The sequence below is a fragment of the Synechocystis sp. LKSZ1 genome, from assembly GCF_040436315.1.
Lineage (GTDB): Bacteria > Cyanobacteriota > Cyanobacteriia > Cyanobacteriales > Microcystaceae > Synechocystis.
In genome coordinates this window covers 3,432,791-3,449,985 of sequence record NZ_AP031572.1, presented here as the reverse complement: position 1 = coordinate 3,449,985, position 17,195 = coordinate 3,432,791, and the positions used below count along the sequence as shown (strand labels likewise).

At 50.3% G+C, this 17,195-nt stretch carries 21 protein-coding genes; 9 read left to right on the top strand and 12 right to left on the bottom strand.

The genetic code is table 11. The annotated features are described in order from the left end of the window. Positions 1-52: 52 nt before the first annotated feature. Together ABXS88_RS15680 and ABXS88_RS15675 are read right to left on the bottom strand one after the other, a co-directional pair. Positions 53-955 (bottom strand): CoA-binding protein, encoded by a 903-nt coding sequence (locus ABXS88_RS15680; RefSeq protein WP_353672980.1) that lies wholly within the window; start codon positions 953-955, stop codon positions 53-55. A gap of 5 nt (positions 956-960) precedes the next feature. Further along, complete coding sequence (locus tag ABXS88_RS15675; RefSeq protein WP_353672979.1) at positions 961-2,175, bottom strand: ATP-grasp domain-containing protein; 1,215 nt, start codon at positions 2,173-2,175, stop codon at positions 961-963. A 193-nt stretch (positions 2,176-2,368) separates the two neighbouring features. Between ABXS88_RS15675 and ABXS88_RS15670 the strand changes: the two genes are divergently transcribed. Further along, positions 2,369-3,310: a hypothetical protein gene (locus ABXS88_RS15670; RefSeq protein ID WP_353672978.1), complete on the top strand. Its 942-nt coding sequence runs from the start codon at positions 2,369-2,371 to the stop codon at positions 3,308-3,310. Here the strand turns inward: ABXS88_RS15670 and ABXS88_RS15665 are convergent. Beyond that, positions 3,307-4,053, bottom strand: coding sequence for a class I SAM-dependent methyltransferase (locus ABXS88_RS15665; RefSeq protein WP_353672977.1), 747 nt, complete (start codon positions 4,051-4,053; stop codon positions 3,307-3,309). The genes ABXS88_RS15670 and ABXS88_RS15665 overlap by 4 nt on opposite strands. A 186-nt stretch (positions 4,054-4,239) precedes the next feature. Continuing rightward, complete coding sequence (menA, locus tag ABXS88_RS15660; RefSeq protein ID WP_353672976.1) at positions 4,240-5,157, bottom strand: 2-carboxy-1,4-naphthoquinone phytyltransferase; 918 nt, start codon at positions 5,155-5,157, stop codon at positions 4,240-4,242. Positions 5,158-5,404: 247 nt separating this feature from the next. Between menA and ABXS88_RS15655 the strand changes: the two genes are divergently transcribed. Both ABXS88_RS15655 and ABXS88_RS15650 read left to right on the top strand, forming a co-directional pair. Beyond that, the gene (locus tag ABXS88_RS15655) at positions 5,405-6,841 is read left to right on the top strand and encodes an isochorismate synthase (protein WP_353672975.1); all 1,437 of its coding nucleotides are present in this window, start codon (positions 5,405-5,407) and stop codon (positions 6,839-6,841) included. A gap of 201 nt (positions 6,842-7,042) precedes the next feature. After that, positions 7,043-7,738, top strand: a complete 696-nt coding sequence (locus tag ABXS88_RS15650) for a TIGR04283 family arsenosugar biosynthesis glycosyltransferase (RefSeq protein WP_353672974.1) — start codon at positions 7,043-7,045, stop codon at positions 7,736-7,738. On the opposite strand, the gene ABXS88_RS15645 is transcribed toward ABXS88_RS15650, so the two are convergent. Further along, positions 7,727-8,302 carry a shikimate kinase gene (locus ABXS88_RS15645; RefSeq protein WP_353672973.1) on the bottom strand — a complete coding sequence of 192 codons (576 nt, stop codon included), beginning with the start codon at positions 8,300-8,302 and terminating at the stop codon, positions 7,727-7,729. The genes ABXS88_RS15650 and ABXS88_RS15645 overlap by 12 nt on opposite strands. An 83-nt stretch (positions 8,303-8,385) precedes the next feature. Between ABXS88_RS15645 and ABXS88_RS15640 the strand changes: the two genes are divergently transcribed. From ABXS88_RS15640 to ABXS88_RS15630, 3 genes are all read left to right on the top strand, one after another. Then, positions 8,386-8,709 (top strand): phasin family protein, encoded by a 324-nt coding sequence (locus ABXS88_RS15640; protein ID WP_353672972.1) that lies wholly within the window; start codon positions 8,386-8,388, stop codon positions 8,707-8,709. 33 nt (positions 8,710-8,742) lie between these two features. After that, positions 8,743-9,267 carry an FKBP-type peptidyl-prolyl cis-trans isomerase gene (locus ABXS88_RS15635; protein ID WP_353672971.1) on the top strand — a complete coding sequence of 175 codons (525 nt, stop codon included), beginning with the start codon at positions 8,743-8,745 and terminating at the stop codon, positions 9,265-9,267. 126 nt (positions 9,268-9,393) lie between these two features. Then, on the top strand, positions 9,394-10,275 hold the full coding sequence (locus tag ABXS88_RS15630; protein WP_353672970.1) for a hypothetical protein: 882 nt from the start codon (positions 9,394-9,396) through the stop codon (positions 10,273-10,275). Positions 10,276-10,478: 203 nt separating this feature from the next. Here ABXS88_RS15630 and ABXS88_RS15625 read toward each other — a convergent pair whose 3' ends face one another. Continuing rightward, positions 10,479-10,802 carry a hypothetical protein gene (locus ABXS88_RS15625; RefSeq protein ID WP_353672969.1) on the bottom strand — a complete coding sequence of 108 codons (324 nt, stop codon included), beginning with the start codon at positions 10,800-10,802 and terminating at the stop codon, positions 10,479-10,481. Between the two features lie 111 nt (positions 10,803-10,913). Beyond that, the gene (locus ABXS88_RS15620; protein ID WP_353672968.1) at positions 10,914-11,258 is read right to left on the bottom strand and encodes a translation initiation factor; all 345 of its coding nucleotides are present in this window, start codon (positions 11,256-11,258) and stop codon (positions 10,914-10,916) included. Positions 11,259-11,314: 56 nt separating this feature from the next. On the opposite strand from ABXS88_RS15620, the gene ABXS88_RS15615 reads away from it, so the two are divergent. Then, entirely contained in the window at positions 11,315-12,154 is an 840-nt protein-coding gene (locus tag ABXS88_RS15615; RefSeq protein WP_353672967.1) for a DUF2092 domain-containing protein, read from the top strand. On the opposite strand, the gene ABXS88_RS15610 is transcribed toward ABXS88_RS15615, so the two are convergent. Then, positions 12,151-12,888 (bottom strand): amino acid ABC transporter ATP-binding protein, encoded by a 738-nt coding sequence (locus tag ABXS88_RS15610; RefSeq protein WP_353672966.1) that lies wholly within the window; start codon positions 12,886-12,888, stop codon positions 12,151-12,153. The two genes, ABXS88_RS15615 and ABXS88_RS15610, sit on opposite strands and share 4 nt — an antisense overlap. Before the next feature lie 252 nt (positions 12,889-13,140). Here ABXS88_RS15610 and glyQ point away from each other — a divergent pair, with 252 nt between their 5' ends. Both glyQ and ABXS88_RS15600 read left to right on the top strand, forming a co-directional pair. Beyond that, positions 13,141-14,031 carry a glycine--tRNA ligase subunit alpha gene (gene glyQ, locus ABXS88_RS15605; protein WP_353672965.1) on the top strand — a complete coding sequence of 297 codons (891 nt, stop codon included), beginning with the start codon at positions 13,141-13,143 and terminating at the stop codon, positions 14,029-14,031. 135 nt (positions 14,032-14,166) lie between these two features. Beyond that, positions 14,167-15,522: a transglutaminase domain-containing protein gene (locus ABXS88_RS15600; RefSeq protein ID WP_353672964.1), complete on the top strand. Its 1,356-nt coding sequence runs from the start codon at positions 14,167-14,169 to the stop codon at positions 15,520-15,522. Positions 15,523-15,604: 82 nt separating this feature from the next. Here the strand turns inward: ABXS88_RS15600 and ABXS88_RS15595 are convergent, their stop codons facing one another. The 4 genes from ABXS88_RS15595 to ABXS88_RS15580 form a co-directional block, all read right to left on the bottom strand. Beyond that, positions 15,605-16,006, bottom strand: coding sequence for a putative toxin-antitoxin system toxin component, PIN family (locus ABXS88_RS15595; RefSeq protein ID WP_353672963.1), 402 nt, complete (start codon positions 16,004-16,006; stop codon positions 15,605-15,607). 1 nt (position 16,007) lies between these two features. Continuing rightward, positions 16,008-16,235, bottom strand: a complete 228-nt coding sequence (locus ABXS88_RS15590; RefSeq protein ID WP_353672962.1) for a hypothetical protein — start codon at positions 16,233-16,235, stop codon at positions 16,008-16,010. 139 nt (positions 16,236-16,374) lie between these two features. Next, entirely contained in the window at positions 16,375-16,830 is a 456-nt protein-coding gene (locus ABXS88_RS15585; RefSeq protein ID WP_353672961.1) for a hydrogenase maturation protease, read from the bottom strand. Further along, positions 16,817-17,194, bottom strand: a complete 378-nt coding sequence (locus ABXS88_RS15580) for a DUF1823 family protein (RefSeq protein WP_353672960.1) — start codon at positions 17,192-17,194, stop codon at positions 16,817-16,819. Before ABXS88_RS15580 ends, ABXS88_RS15585 begins: the two co-directional genes overlap by 14 nt. Between the last annotated feature and the right edge of the window lies 1 nt (position 17,195).

The following is a 17,195-nucleotide window of genomic DNA, read 5'->3' as shown; positions in this document are numbered from 1 at the left end:
TAAATCCCCCAATACTGGAGAACTTACGGATGTAAACTGTGTGAGCCATCGCCTAAGCCAAGTCGGGCTGAGTTAATAGGGTTTCTAGGTGGCCGGCAATATCCCAGGGATGTTGGGCCACGGTAATCGTTGCGGTCTCAAACGCTGCAATGGTTTGGGCTACGCTTGGCCCTGTGGGTAAATGGTGGGAGAGTTGATTGGCAATAATCGTTAGGGAATTGCCAAAATGTTTGTCGAGCTTGGCATAGCGCCCGGCCAGGTAGGCAACAACGGGCTTTTCGATGGTGGAGGCGATGTAGTTGGCGGCCTCGGTTTCTTCGTGGCTATTCGGTTGGCCGAGCAGGACAATGGCCTGGGTTTTCTCGTCTTCCTCTAGCACCTGGAGCCATTGTTCAAAGTCGGAACCCGTCAGACCATCCGTTCCCAGGCTGACGACTAAAGATTGTCCCAGGCCGGCCTGGGTTAATTGTCCCGCAATATCGTCTGTTAGCCGGTCACAGCGACTGATAATACCCACGGGGCCAGGGGTATAACAATGGGGATCAAAGGTGCCTACCGCAAACTCCCCCGGCACCATGATGCCTTGACTCCCCGAACCAAGAATAAAGGTTTGGGTGGCTTGGGCCCGACGAAGGAGCTGAACCATGTCCAGGGGCGGTACTCCTCCTGAAACGATAACCAGTTGGCGAATACCCGCCGCAATGGCTTCGAGGGCTGCATCCAGAACCCGGTAGGGGGGATTCAAGATTAAGGACAAATCCATAGGGCCCACGGCCTTAATGGCCTCTTCCACCAGGTCAAAAATAGGAATATCCACCAAGGTTTCCCCCCCATGACCCGCACTCACCCCAGCAATGAGATGAGTGCCACAGGCCTGCATCTGCTGGACATAAACGGCCCCCTGGGGATGATGGACGCCCTGGATCAGGACTTTGCTATCGGCTTGCCATTTCATGGGAACTACTCAATAAAGGATTCGGCGGAAGAAGAAGCAAGAAGGGTTTGGGCCTTGGCGATGGCCGCCCCCAGGTCGTGGAACCAGTACACGGCGGTCTGCGGAAATGGGGTTTGGTAGGCACTGAGATCGCCTTGACTGAAGCGAATAATCAGGGGACAGGCTTGCCAAGGGAGTGTAGGAGATGCCCCCTTATTCCCGGAAGAACTCTTGGTTCCCGTGGCTCGAATCAGGCGGTCATCACTGGCTACGGTAGTAACATCGGGAAGCAATGAGACTAAGGCCTCAGCAATGTCTTGATAGGTTGCCGTCTGGGTGATCAGATTGATCAAAATCAGTTGCAGTTGGGAATACTGACCTAGGCCGGCCAGGGCCTGCTGGAGTTGAGTAGCTAAGGGATAAGCCTCTCGGGTTTCATCCAGTAAATAGGCCCCCAAAACTCCTAAATCTTCTTCTTGGAGCAAGTCCCAGCTACTGACTGCCAGGCCATAACTGTTGCAAATAAGACCAACCTGGCCCTGCTGGAGGTCACCCTTCAACCAGAGCAGGCGGGGCTCCCTTGGCTGGGTTTCCACCAGAGAGCAAAGATCGGGGTGACGGGCCATGGCCTGGTCGTTAGCGGCAATCTTACCATCCAGGGCCATGACCTCTCCCTGACGAACACCCAGGGGATTGATTTCAATTAAATCAAGGTCGTAGCGCTGAAACAGGACGTACATTTTCTCGATAATGCCACTCACGGCCGGGACGAGAGCCCCCTTAAGGCCCATTTGAATCGCTAGGCGTCGGGCATGGAAGGGGGAAAAGGGTTCCGTTAAATTAATGCTCTGCATATGCTGGAGGAGTGTCTCGACATCAATCCCTCCCTGGCTAGACCCCAGCAACACCGGGCATTGGCGCTGATAGTCTAAAACAATCGCCAGAAAAAATTCCTGCTGGCTATCGTAGCGGGCCTCGGCCAAAATGACCTCTGGATATTCCTCCGCAATGGCCAGGTGAAAAATCGCAGCGGCCGCCGCAATGGCATCGATGGTATTTTCCACAAAGCGTACTCCCCCAGCCTTACCCCGGCCCCCGGCTCTGACCTGGGACTTGAGCACCAAGGGATAGGGAATTTGAAGACGTTTAAGGTCACTGATATGGTGAATCGTCTGGGACGGTAGAATGGGAATCCCGACCTGTTTAAATAATTCTTTCGCTTGGTACTCTAATAAATCCATCGGCTTGACGGGATAAAGGCAAACGGGATTTCGGACAAATCACCATCCCAGCAATTGTAGCCGATGCCCTGTAATCTCGATTTCAATCCGGTTTAGAAACTTGTCCGGCGCAATTGTTATCTCAAAGAGTGAGTAGAAATGATAAATTCAAACAAAACTTGCTTTGTCGGGAGTCGCCGGCTTCTTTCCGCCCATGGCCCGTCTTGATCCCCCTACGCCGCTACCATCTACCCCAGACCGCTCTCCGCATCCGCCTTCCGTCCTGGCTTTGCGACCAGAACGGTTGAAGGGGTTGTCCTTCCAGAACCCTGTCCTGCGTTGGGGAGTTGGGGGCCTGAGTTTGAGCCTACTGCTCGGGCTACTGGCCTTGAGCCAAACGGGAAAATTGAATAGGGCCTGTTTATTACAATCCTGTCCGCCAGCTAGCTCTCCTCAACCGGCTACCCTACCCCCTGACCCGGTATCTCCACCCTTCAGCAGCAATGTCGGCCCAACCTTAACCTCGCCGGAGCAAATTGCTGTTGGCCCTAAGGGCACTGGTGCCACCCCGGCTCGCCTCCAGGCCTATCGCCAAGAATTACAAACCCTCCAACAACAGCGCCAACGGGATACTCAGGCTCAGCGCCATTACCAAACAGCCCAAAGCCATGCCCAAGTGGCCCAGCAAAAGGCGTCGGCGCAACAATGGATCCAGGCGGTTAACCATTGGCAGGCGGCCCTCCAGGCCCTTCAGCAAATTCCCGACCAGAGCTTCTGGGCCAGTCAGCGCCAGGCTCTTTTAGCGGCTTATATTCCCCTGTTACGCCAGGCCCAGTTACAGCTACACAACGCCCTCCAGGCCCAGCAGGCCAAACAAAACCTCGAACAACTCTGCAACCCGAAAACCCAATATTGCCAGTACCAGCTCAAAGATCAGCAGATCCAAGTCCAGTTAACGGCAGTCTATCTCCAGCGTCTCTGGGATGCGGCCCTGCGGGCTAAGGTGGAAAATAATCCCCAAGACCAAGCCCAGATCTTGAACCATATTGCCTATCTGGAAAAGATCTTGCAGAGTATAAGTAACCAGGCCCATCGACCCCTGGTGCTCTATCATGCCCAGGGCCAGGCCCTGACCCAGTATCAACCCCAACCTTAGGGATATAGTCGTTTACGATAACAGCGGGCTGTGGTGAAGTAGGGGTGAAAAATTTCTAGAAAATGGGTCTGCAGGGCCAAGAAAAATTGTTCTACCAGTTTGGGATCATCGAGGTGAAAAGGAAACTCCTGGGTAAAACCCTTAAAAAAGTACCAGTTCAAAATGATGCGTCCCTGGGGAGAGAGTTGTTTGTGGAACTGCATCAATTGCTGGGTGGGGTCGGCCAAATGTTCGAGGACATCAAAGCAAATAATCGCATCGAATTCTCCTTCCACCTCTCCCAGGCAACAGTGGATCTTATCGGCTAATCCCAACTGCTCGACTCGGTATTGCACAAACCGTTGGTGGACGGGGTTGATGTCACAATAAACTACCTCCGTAACACCTGGACACAGACCAGCGGCAATCGTGTGGGTGCCAATCCCACCGCCAAAATCTAAAACGCGGCCCTGGAGATGGTCATGGATCAGACGCAGAGTATCGCCAATGTGGTCTTGACTGGCCAGGTGCCAGGCCCCCAATTCAAAGAGGTAAATGTCCCCTACCTGATGGCTATAGAACTGGTCAGTGGCGTTCCAATCAAAATCTCGATGGCCCATGGCTGCCAGCTCTTGCTTGCTTTGCTGGAGGCGTTGCTCTAGGGCCGCAGGATCTAGCCCTAAAAAATCCTGGAGATGCTGCTTGAGGTTAAAGGCATCCTGCCAAAAGGCCTGGAGGAGGGGAATATTATCGGGAAAGGTCATGGCGTAGTGGGACTCAACCAGGAGTCGGGGAAACAATGGAAATCGTCGGCGGGCCCCCGCAGAGGGTGAATGTGAATTAATACATTTCCTCGCTAGCATTACCGACTAGCCCTAAGGGCCTGGAGAACCCCCAGAGAGAGATAAGGGCCACTCTGGGAACCTAGGGCAATCTTCCCATACCTCTGCTCAAAATCCCCGTCCTGCGAGCCAATAGCCACCGGCTAAGAGCATTCCACTCAGAAAATGAAGATTGACCGCAATAAATTTACTGTTGCTGACCTGGGCGGGTTGGCCATGGTAACGGCCGACGTGGCGGGCCAATTGCCAACCCCAGGGCAAACTGAGATAGACCAATAATGTTGGCCAGGGGGCCAGACCCAGGAGCGGGCCGCCGATGGGCAACAGGTAAAGAATGGCAATCACCAGGACTAACACCTGGGCTCCTCGTTGGGTTCCGAGACGCACAATGGGGGAACGTTTCCCCGCGGCTAAATCATCGGTGACTTGATGGAAATGGGAACAAAACAGGATAATGCTAGTGCTAAGGCCAACAAAAATTGCTGGGACAACTAAAGCTGGCAGGGCCAGGGCCTGACTTTGGGAATAGACCACTGCGGCCAGGGCTAGGGGGCCAAAGGTGACAAAGCAAATCGGTTCTCCCAGGCCCTGATACCCCAAGCGAAAGGGGGGCCCTTGATAACTGTAGCCTAGACAGCAAGTCAGAAAAATGACGCCGAGTACTGTACTATCCTGCTGTAACCAACTGATCAAGACAATGCCCCCCAGTCCCAGAGCCAGAAAACCATTACTCAACCAAAAAATTAGGGTTTTATTGCCGGTCAAATTGACCACAGAATGGGGCTTATTAACATCAATTCCCGTATCGGCATCAAAGACATCATTACTGAGATTTAGCCAGGCAATAATGGCAATGGCCGCCGTGAGAAAAAGCGCAAAAATATTCCCTTTAAACTGTTGCGTCTGGGCATAGGCAACAGCCGTTCCAACACAGATCGGAACAATGGCCACACTGTACATTGGAGGCTTGATTGCCGCTAGCCATAGCTTAGAGGAACTAGAATTTAAAGACTGAATTGTTGTCATTGATTTACGTCACATGCAACGGCAACGGTAGACTCGGAACTCGATTTTTCCTTTACCCATGACCCCCAAGGATAGTGAGACGAGAACACCATTCTTCGATTAGGATAAGGAAAAAGTGGAGTCATGCGCTCAATTTTGCCCCTACGGGGACTGGCCCTGACCTCCCGTTTGGACAGTATCCTAGATCCTGCTCACCCCTGTCACGGCTCTCTTAATAAACGTATAAATAACTTTAAAAAACTTTACGATGTCGGTTGCCGTTCCAGTTCTTCCCCCCTACCGTAGCTTGCTTAGTGATGAGCAACAGCTATATCGGTTTTTGTTATCTGTCCAAGCAAAATTAACGGCGGATCAAACAAAAATCTTAAGCTTCTCTCAGGAGATTTCTCTTCTTGATCCACTGCAAATATTGGCTCTAGCCAATGCCCAAGAAAGGATTCATTTTTATAGTGAGAATCCCCATCGTCAGGAAATTATTTTTGCCTACGGAGTCGCAGATTTTTTAAGTATTACAGAAGCCAATCGCTTTGAAATAGCTCGTCAGTTTAGTCAGGCCTGTTTCCATAATATTGTTAGGATACCCAGCCCTGTTAGTGATAACTTTGCGCCCTTGGTTTTTTGTGGCTTTAGTTTTTTGGCAACGGTTCCAGAGCCCTCTCCCTTTCCTGTTGGCTTAGTGGTTTTACCCCAATGGCAGATTGTCCGCCGAATTGATAGCTGTGTTTTATTGTGCAATATCATCGTTCATAAAAATACTAATTTGAAATTTATTATTAAGCAGGTTGTTCAGCAATTAAAACAATTAAAAAATTGGAGCCGCCACGTTACCCCCTTTATGCCTCCCCGGCCCCTGGCCCCTAGCCTACAGGCAACATCGGTCAATTCGCCCCAACATCTGCGCTCCGCTATGGAGGCTGTCCTGCAGGATATTCGGCGTCAACAACTGCACAAAGTCGTTCTAGCCCAGGCCCTTGATGTAGAGACAGAGCAACCGTTTCAGGTGAGTCGCTGTCTGCAAAATCTACGAAAAAATTACGGGGATTGTCATCTCTTTTCCCTCGGTAATGGCCAAGGCCAATCCTTCGTCGGAGCCAGTCCAGAACGTTTGTTCAGCATTCGTCAACACCAACTGGTCACCGATGCCCTGGCGGGTTCCGCTGCCAGAGGCCGAACCCCCGCAGAGGAGGAATCCTTAACCCAGCATCTTCTACATAACCCGAAGGAACGTCGGGAGCATCAAGCGGTACTGGAATTTATCCTCCAGCGACTGACAGAAGCCGGTTTATCCCCCTGCTGTGCGCCGCTACAACTGCTCAAGCTATCTAATATTCAACATCTCTGGACACCGATTCAGGCCCCCTGGCCGGCCCATCTCCATCCCCTTGACCTGTTGGCCAAGCTCCATCCCACCCCTGCCGTTGCCGGGGTTCCCTCAGCCCAAGCCTGTGCGGCCATTCGTCACCACGAAAATTTTGACCGTTCCCTCTACGCCGCTCCCCTGGGTTGGATTGACAGTGATGGCAATAGTGAATTTATTGTGGGGATTCGTTCTGCTCTACTGGGGAAATATCAGGCCCGTTTGTTTGCTGGGGCTGGCATTGTCGCCGGGTCAGACCCAGACCGAGAAATGGCCGAAATTGAGCTAAAATTGCAAGTCCTCTGGCGGGCCCTGACGGAGGCTTAAGTTGGCGTCAGACTCTCAACCTTCCATTTAGGCAAGACAAGAATGCCTCATACCAATCCTCCAAAAGAGAGCTACAGATTTTTACCCCTCCGCCTGCGGCACCTCCCCTTGGCAAGGGGACAGTGGGGTCAGTTGTGTAGTCAGGCTTCAGAGACTTGGTATCAGACCTATAATTTATAACTTGAATTGGGTTAACTGGCCTTGGCGTATTTCAAAATTAGTATTATTATTCCTGTTTTGAATGAAGCGGCCATCCTCCATCACTTCCTGGCCCGTTTCCCCTTCCGTGACGACCGGGAAGTTATCTTGGTGGATGGGGGCAGTCAGGATCAAACCCTTGCGCTTGCCCAGGCCTTTCCCATAAACGTTGTCCCGTCTCCCCAGCCCGGCCGTGGCCATCAACTCAACTACGGGGCCAGTCTGGCCCAGGCCGAGATCCTGCTCTTTTTGCACTTAGATACTGTCCTACCCATCGATTTTCAAGACCAGATCGTAGAAACCCTAGGTCGACCAGGAGTGATTGCTGGGGCCTTTCGTTTCCGAGTGGATTTGCCAGGGTTGACCTATCGTTGCCTGGAGCAGTTGGTCAACTGGCGTTCCCAGGCCTGGAACCTACCCTACGGCGACCAGGGCCTTTTTGTCCGGGCCCGCACCTTTCGGGCCTTGGGAGGCTTTGCGGCCCTGCCGATTATGGAGGACTACGAATGGGTGCAACGGGCCAAGGCCCGGGGCCGAATTGGCCTGGCCCAAAGGGCCATTCTCACCTCTGGCCGTCGTTGGCAAAAACTTGGCTTACTGCGAACCACTCTGATCAATCAGGTCATGATTCTGGGTTACCATGCGGGCATCGATCCGACTCGTTTGGCTCAGTGGTATCGACAGGGCCTAAGGGGCTGAATGGCCATTGTCGGCTGGGGTCAACGGGCCAGGATTTTTCAAAACGGTAGGCAATTGATCCACAATCTTCAGGGCAATGGCCTGGGGACTCTCCTCTGCGGAAATCGGAATACGGAGGTCGGCCTCGGCGTAGAGATGCTGACGTTCCTGTAGTAGCTGGCTCAAACGCCCAGACAACTCAGTGGCTTGGAGTAGAGGACGGGTTTGATCCGCCTGGAGCCGTTCCACTAGTAGGCCGAGGGGAGCCTCTAACCAAACAATCACCCCATGGCGTAGCAAGCCCCAATTGGCCGGCCGCAACACGACCCCCCCGCCGGTAGCAATGACACTGCGAGTACAGGCTGACAATTCTCCAAGAATCTGGCTTTCCCAATCCCGAAAGGCCGCTTCCCCCTCGGTGGCAAAAATTTCACTGATAGAGCGTTGGGCAACGCGCTCCAACAACACATCGGCATCAAAAAAACGATAACCTAAGACCGCTGCCAGGGCCTGGCCCACCGTGGTTTTGCCGCTTCCCATCATCCCGATCAGAAAAACATTAAGTCCTTGGAGTTGATTTAGCATGGTAATAGTCTTTTGGCTTGTGGAATGGCTCTTTGAGCTACGCTGGTCATAACGAGTGTTAAAACAATCTAGGGGATAACACCATGGATAGCAATGATTGGCTTAAACAACTGCTGATGGTTGGCATTGGCACGACTTCGCTGATGGCCGAAAAGCTTGGGGAAGTCAGCGACCAATGGGTTAAAGATGGTAAGATCAACCCCGACCAAGCGACGGCTTTTGTTGATGACCTGCTAAACCAAATTAAAACAGAGCAAAGTCAGCTCGAAAGCAATTTTGAACGCCAACTGCGGAATATCCTCCAAGATTTGGGTGTTCCTCGTCAGTCGGAAGTGGACGAGCTACGGGGCCGGATTGACCGCCTCGAGCGGCAACTCCGCGATCTGGAAAATCAGCGCTGGCGTTAAAAGATCCGTTCTTTGCCTACTTTTTCAATTGTTATGAAAGATGTCCTTATCAGCCTCAGTGTTGTTCTCTTTTTTGGTCTACTCCTAATTTTTTCTAGCGTTTTTCAAGGAAGTAATGAACGAGGCGAAGCCCTAGCTGCCGCTAATGCCAGTGCTTCCCAGGCCAATGCCCCCGCCGTATCTACCAATTCCCAGGATTTATTACCCATGAACCCCAATACCGTTACCACTGCCTCTGGTTTGCAATACATTGACAAAGTCGAAGGTGATGGGCCGAGTCCAAGCCAGGGCCAAACTGTAGTCGTTCACTATACTGGCACTCTCACCAATGGCCAGGTTTTTGATAGCTCCGTAGAGCGGGGTAAGCCCTTTTCCTTCAAAATTGGCGTGGGCCAGGTGATCAAAGGTTGGGATGAAGGGGTTGGTTCCATGAAAGTCGGTGGAAAACGCCAACTGATTATTCCCCCAGATCTGGGCTACGGTAGCCGTGGGGCCGGTGGGGTTATTCCTCCCAATGCCACCTTGATTTTTGACGTTGAACTTTTAGAAGTGAAGTAAAGTCCGGGCCTAGCATGATTGCTGGAAAGCCGTCTACTTCGGCCATCTGCTGTTTTGAGGGATTCGGACTGGTTTAACGATCAGCCTGTCCCTCACGGTTAAATCTCTTGTCGCCTGATAGACTTTATGAAAATTCTATTTGTCATTGCACACTATTATAAATATGAAAAAGAAAACGCTTTATACGCATCACTTCGCGGCGACAAAAAAGCAAAATTAGATGCGATTCTCAATTGTATACTATACCTACATTACAATTTCGGCTCAGCTCAGACTGTTATCAATTGGGGAAATGGGACTGTCTCCCTAGTAAACCAAAATAAAGAGTATTCTATCGATATAGTAGTATGTACATCAGGTGATTGTCATCTCTTAAACGAAATGACAATCCCAGAAAATTTATTTCATCATCATTTGACTAATGCTGAACCCTTACTTTTAGGGTTTGAATGCCATGAGTTATTGTATAAAAATATTGGACAATACGATTATTATTGTTACTTGGAAGATGATATTATCATTCAAGACCCTTTGTTTTTTAATAAACTTAATTGGTTTAATTTTGGGGCTGGAGATGAATGCCTTCTGCAACCAAATCGTTATGAAATTTCCCGTGAACGCATTCCATTAAAGACATATATCGATGGAGATCTATCTATTTCTGCAACCCAGAATTTTCAAAATATTGAAGATGATCGGTATTTAGAAGGAGATTTATTGACTATCCCTGTGACCTTTGTCCGCCCGCTAAATCCTCATTCAGGATGTTTCTTTTTAAATAAAACTCAGTTAGAATACTGGTCATCAAAGGACTACTTCCTTGATCGAGATACGAGATTTGTTGGTCCTCTAGAAAGTGCTGCAACCTTGGGAATCATGAAAACATTCAAGGTTTATAAGACGATTGACAGTCAACCCAATTTATTTGAAGTTATGCACTGGGGAAGTCACTACTTGAATAAAATAGATAAAAAAATTCAGCTTTCCAAAGGGGGATCTCCTCACTGAAAAACACAAGGACGCTAGTCTTTTAATGATGCATGTAGCGCTGAAATGCTTGCTGAGAAAGGATCAAAGCCCCCGACTTTTCTTTAATTAAAAACCTGATCTTAGTCAAGGACTCCAATGGCGATCTTTCTTTTTGAGATCAGTGCCCAATAGATTGCATCCTAGCTTAACACGTAAACAAATAATCGATTGGCCACTAGCCGCTATTCGTACAAGACTTTTTCAAAACAGGCCTCGCCGACTTCCGCTAGCTTGCGGGCCGAGGATTTATCTGTTTTAGATTTTTGAACGATTTTCTTAAAATCTGCCAGGGAATATTGTTTCTGGAATTGACTAATCGTACAACCACAAACTTCCTGGCCGATGTCATCACTTAATTTCTGCTGTTTTACTCGCTGTAGACATTCTCGACGGTAATCTTCAAAGGAATTATCACCTTTGATCGGAACTGCCAAGGCGTAGGGAGATAGAAGCACGAGGCCGAACAATGTTGTTACCAGTAGGGGCCAAGCAGGCATTATTTTCATGACAGCTATCATGGGTTGATCAGCTTGATGGTTTCTCTTAAGTTTTTACTGTAACAAGGGCCTGGACTATTGATGGGTAGCATCGGGCCAGTTTCCTCCCCTGCCTAGTCTTTAACCACCGCTGATTTTGGCCTTGTAACCGAGACCCAGCAGGACTTGCAAAATTTTTGGGCGGTGATCCCCCTGAATTTCAATACTATTATCCTTGAGGGTTCCGCCGCTGCCGCACTGATTTTTAAGTTGTTTCAGTAATTGTTGGAGCACCGCCGGAGAAGTCTGAAAACCAGTCAGAATGGTCACCGTTTTACCCTTGCGTCCAGCTCTCGAAGCCTGAACCCGAATATTCTGTTGCTGGGGCGGTAGTGCCGAGGCGTCTTCTTGAGGGGAATCGGAGGAAGCGGTGCCAAATTCCTGATAGACAATACGGGCCTTGGGGGCAGAATCTTGGGCAGACATTGCTTAGTAAGATAAAAGGACAAAGGACACTAGTCTTATTTTCCGGGATTTGGGCCATGGAACTTGCAACTTTTCTACCAATGATTGGGCGGTGGGGCCTGCTGGTCATCCTACTGCTGGGGCCAAGTCCTGGGATGGCCGAACCAGTTTCATCTTATCTATCGGCTACAACGCTCAACACCCGAACCGCTAGTTTTAACCAGGCCCTGCTCAGAACGGCCCTGGCCAAATTTTTTCAGACCACCGCTTTTCGCACCGAATCTACGATTTCAATTACAGCAACAACAGCTCAGGTCAATGTCAATCTACAAAGTCAGACTGAAACCTTAACGGTTCTCCCGCGCAATTTCCATTCCCGGCTAGAACTGGGCAATAAAAACTACGAAATTATCTCCAACGGCCAACAGGTCTGGGTGCTGGATTTAGCCAAAAAAGAGTATGCCATTCTCAGCTTTCAGCAATTTCAAGATTCGGATGATAGCTTTCTGATTGGCTTGGGCACCTCTTTTTTATTGGAAATGGCCGATTCCAATATCACCGATAGGGGAACCAATCCCCAAGACTGGCTCTCATCGGTGATTGATTTTTTCACCGTAAATTACGTTCAAGAGGGCCTGACCCTATCCCAATCCCAGGTATCTCAACAGGGTCTTACCTATAGCCTCTACCAATATCAACTGCCCCAGGAAAACCTGACGTTAGTGCTCTGGATTGATGAGCAAAGCCAAACCCTGGCTAAACTGCAAATTCTAGGCCAGGAAGAGGGCATGGCCATCAATATCGAAGAAACCATCCATCGCCAACAGGTCAATCCGGTGATTCCCCGCGATGCCTTTCAGTTTCGGCCACCGGCTCAGTTTACTCAGGTGGAGGAACTCCCCCTAGACCCCTTCTAGGCCCGTAGGATTTTAGAAAGAAACTGTTGGGCTCGGGGCGAATGGGGCGCCGCAAAAAAATCTACTTTGGGCCGGTCTTCCAGGATCTGGCCCTGATCCATAAAAATAACCCGATGGGCCACCTGTTTAGCAAAGCCCATTTCGTGGGTAACAACGACCATCGTCATCCCCTCCTGGGCCAGTTCGACAATCACATCCAATACCTCACTTACCATCTCTGGATCCAGGGCCGAGGTGGGTTCATCAAAGAGCATGACCAGGGGATTCATGGCCAAGGCCCGGACAATGGCCACCCGTTGCTTTTGGCCCCCGGAGAGTTGGGCCGGATATTTGTTGGCCTGAGAGGCTAGACCAACCCGCTCTAATAATTGCTGGGCCTGGGTAGTGACATTGGCGAGGGGCCGCTTCAGCACCTTGGTCGGGCCGAGGGTTAAATTTTCGAGTACCGAGAGATGGGGAAATAATTCAAAATGCTGGAAAACCATACCCACCTTCGCCCGCAGTTTCGGTAAGTGTTTTTGGGCCTGACCGACAGCGTATTGATCGACGCGAATACTGCCCTGCTGAAAGGTCTCTAGGCCATTAATACATTTAATCAGCGTGGATTTACCAGAACCAGAAGGGCCACAAATGACCACCACTTCCCCTTCTTCGATGTGAGTGGTACAGTTCTGGAGCACCTGGAAATTACCGTACCATTTTGAGACCTGTTCAATGGCAATTAGACTGGTCATCTGGTCAACTGGCCCTCTTAACTATTGGCAAATGCCCTTCTAAGATTACCGAGAAATCGGGTCTGGAGTCCGCCGTTTAAAGTTTTACCCCTCCGCTTCCGGCACCTCCCCTTGTGAAGGGTAGGAAGGGTGGGGTTTATTGTGTCGTTGGGCTTTAGCTATATTGAGCCTTCAATTCTGCCGCCGACCGCCGAGCAGTTCCACGCAAGTATGGGAGAATGGAAGCCGGTATTTACGCAGACATCGAGCGCCATGACCTTGACTTTCCAGGCCGTTATCAGTCAATTGCACCAATTTTGGGCGGAGCAGGGCTGTCTAATTGCCCAACCCTTTGATACGGAAAAAGGGGCCGGAACCATGAGTCCCCATACCTTCCTGCGGGCCATTGGGCCAGAGCCATGGTCGGTGGCCTACGTGGAACCCTGTCGTCGTCCCACCGATGGCCGCTATGGCGAAAATCCCAACCGCGTCCAGCACTATTACCAATACCAAGTTTTAATTAAGCCGTCCCCCGATAATATCCAAGAGGTTTACCTAGATTCCTTGCGAGTGCTGGGTATTCATCCCGAAGACCACGATATTCGCTTTGTGGAGGATAACTGGGAATCGCCGACCCTGGGGGCCTGGGGCGTCGGCTGGGAAGTTTGGCTGGATGGCATGGAAATTACCCAATTTACCTATTTTCAGCAGTGTGGCGGCATCGATTGTCGCCCGGTTTCGATTGAAATTACCTATGGCTTGGAACGGTTGGCCATGTACCTGCAAAACGTAGAAGCTATCAACAAAATCCGCTGGAATGAACAAATTGCCTACGGTGATATTTTTCTCCAGGGGGAAATTGAACAATGTACCTACAACTTTGAGGCCTCTAACCCAGAATTACTCCTGAATTTATTCAACCTCTATGAACAAGAGGCCCAACAACTGATCGAACGTAGCCTGGTTCTGCCCAGCCTGGAATACGTGCTGAAGTGCTCCCATTCCTTCAATCTGCTCGATGCACGGGGAGTGATTGCGGTTACGGAACGGACTCGTTACATTGGCCGCATTCGGAATATGGCCCGGGAAGTTGCCCATCTTTATCTGCAACAAAGGGAATCTCTTGGTTTTCCCCTAGGCCCCCTCACAATGCAGACGGTCTGACGGCCGGGCTGGGAGGAGGAGGGTTGACTTCATTCGAGAAGGATAGGGGGATTGGGAATGCTAGCCAATTTCGGCCTCAGTCCTGGTTCGATCTGGCTATTTTAGAGACGTCTGCTCCTTTCCTAGGCTTCTTCCATGGTTAACTCCCCTTACTTTCGCTCTTCCTCTCGCTATCTCCTGGCCCTTGTCTGCTTGATCAGCACCACAGGATTGGCCTGTCAAACTCAGGGCGGAGGAGGGCCACTAACGATTCCCGGCCTGGAACAACTCCAGCCCAAAGCCCAAGTCTTGACCCAGCGGGTTAAGAAACCCATTCCCGGTAATCCCCAGAGCCTTAATCTGAGTAATGCGGAACAATTAGACCAGTTTGCTCAGAACCTAACCTACTCAGGAACGTCCGTCTCAGAACTGGCTGCTCTCTTGTCACCCCAGGCCCGGACTGATGCGGAAAAAGCCCGCCTGGCCTATAGCTGGATTACCCAACACATTGGCTACGATGTCACCCTCAATCGAGATGACCTCAGTCCCGAGGGGGTTCTTCAGCGACGCAAAACCATTTGTGGGGGGTATGCGAATCTTTATCAGGCCCTGGCCAAGGAAATGGGCCTCCAGGCTGTAATTATAGAGGGTTACGCTAAGGGCGTTGGCGGCATTGTAGGGGATGATAGCCAACTGAATCATGCCTGGAACGCGGTTGACATTGAAGGAGCCTGGTATCTGATCGATACAACTTGGGGGGCCGGTAACGTCAATAATCAGGAATTTCAGGCCCAGTTTAGTCCCTTCTACTTTGCGACGCCTCCTACTCGGCTGATTAATACCCACTTTCCCGCAGAAACCCAGTGGCAACTGTTCCAGCCCCTCATGACTCGGACCGAATTTGACCAATTACCTGTGTTGAGTCCTCGTTTCTATCGAGACCGGCTGACCCTGGCCCAACCGAATCAAGGCAAATTGCAGGCCAATGGCAATCTGGCCCTCTCCCTAGGAGTTCCCGACGACATTCAAGTGGTAGCTCGTCTCCAAACCGACCAGGGCCAGGAGTTGGCCACTAACCAGACATTAGTACAGCGTATTGGCAATCAGGCCACGGTGCAAGTCGCTTTTCCCAATCCCGGTAATTATCAACTCCTCATCCTCAGCAAAAATAGTCAAGAGACGATCTATGCCCAGGCCATAGCGGTCGAAATTCAGGCCCTGGCAGCAGGCCAGCCCTTTCCTAAGACCTATGGCACCTTTTCGGACAAACAAGTTTATCTACAAATGCCCCTAGCCACCTCCCTGCCAGCCAATCAGGCGGCTCAGTTCCAATTGCGCGTCCCCCAGGCCCAAAAAGTACTGGTGATTGATAGCCAATCAAAGAAATGGGTCGAACTTGGTCGCAGTGGTGATGTCTTTAGCGGGCCTGTTTTTATTGGCAATAACCCCGTTGTAGTCGTGGCTCAGTTTCCCGGTAGTGAAAAGTTCTGGAGTTTATTGGAGTACAATTAACTAATCCCAAATATTTTATCCTTATAGATGACTAATAGATCTTCGGCTCAAACGACTGATTGTACCGTCGCCACTACCTGAGCTAAATGATCTTTAAAAACTCATCTACAGTAATCACTAATGTATTTCGGAATGAATTCAGAACCAGTAAATCCCGGTCGCCACTAATGATATATTGCGCATTTCCATTCAAGGCCAACTCCAACACCTTGTCATCCTTGGGATCACGACAGGCCTTCACATTCTCGGTTATTTCAACCAGCACTGCTCGTTCTACTAAAGCTTCTAAAAATTCCTCTCGTTCTTCACTGGTTAAATACCGATTAAATCTTTCGCGCCCAAGCACTTCGTTCAACTCTTCCAAAAGGTCAAGTGACAGCAATACTTCTCCTTTGACCAAGGCGTATCGGAGGGCTTGAGCCGGTTTGCTTTTCTCAAATAGAAGTGCACTGATAATCACATTGGTATCAAAAACGTAGCGCACTTCACGCCTCATTCAAAATCGAGTTCAAAATTTCTGGGGTTAGTCCTCGTGCTTGAGCATTCCGACTAATATCACTCATCACTGTCTCTAACGGTCTTTTTCGTTGAGTTGCATCCCCTAGTTTGAGACTGAGTAGTGCTTCCAGTTTATGACGCTGTTCTTCCGAAGCGGCTTCAAAAATACGGGCGACCTCAGCATTAACGCGGATTGTAATCGTTTTGGTTTCCATCACAATTATTGAGTCTATAAACGATTTTTATTGAAAATCCTGCCATTGATCCATGGCAAATCGAATAAAAGGCAAAAAGTACTATTTTGGAGGGTGCTGACTTCTATTGTATCGCCGCTAACCTCGAGGTGATAGAACCTCAGCAATCTGGGAGGCCCAGCAGTTCCCTCAACTGTTCTTTCGCTAGGCCCTTTGCTTGCTGGGTAACCTCCGATAAACCTTCACCAAAGCTAAAATCCTCAGCGGCGATGGCTAAAAGCCAGGCCTGGGGACTAGGGCCATAGAGGGCCTGGGTCAGGGCCAACAGATAGCCGGGGCTACAATGGTGTTCTAGACTGCGGCCTTGGCCTGAAATTTGTAAAGAACTGAGCGTGATTAAGGGATCTCCCGCTTGCCAATGGCCCTGGGCATCGATAAAAATCACCTGCTCCACTTCGGCCATCATCGCCGCTAATTCCGGGGTGAGTTGATGAACAGCCAGGGCCTGCACCTCGGGCCAGGCTTTCTCGACAATCTCTTCAGCTAGAGCGTAACCCACCCCATCATCCCGTCGTAGAGTATTACCGTAGCCGATAATCAAATTAGGCTTCACCATGCTCTACCAGGTAGCTCAGCAACCAGTTGACGGCCGTAGCGCGTCGAGTGTGGCGTGGCGTAAATTCACCAATTTTGTAACCCGGAAAACCCAGTTTTTCCTTGAGTAATTGTTTATTCGCCGTAGGAATCGAGCGCGTTAATTTCACTACCGGGGGACGATTCGCAATAAAATCCGGTGGTTCTGGATACTCACTGCGCCAGGATTCCTCTACTAAGCGGGTATCCCAGGCTTGCTCTACCGGATCGTAGCGATAACCGAGGTAGTAAGCCAGCAATTGATTCACGGTTTGATCACTAACTTCTTCCCGCAAAATGGCCCAAAAGGTTTCCGGGGTCAGGGGTGGGAGTTCAGACTCAGACATA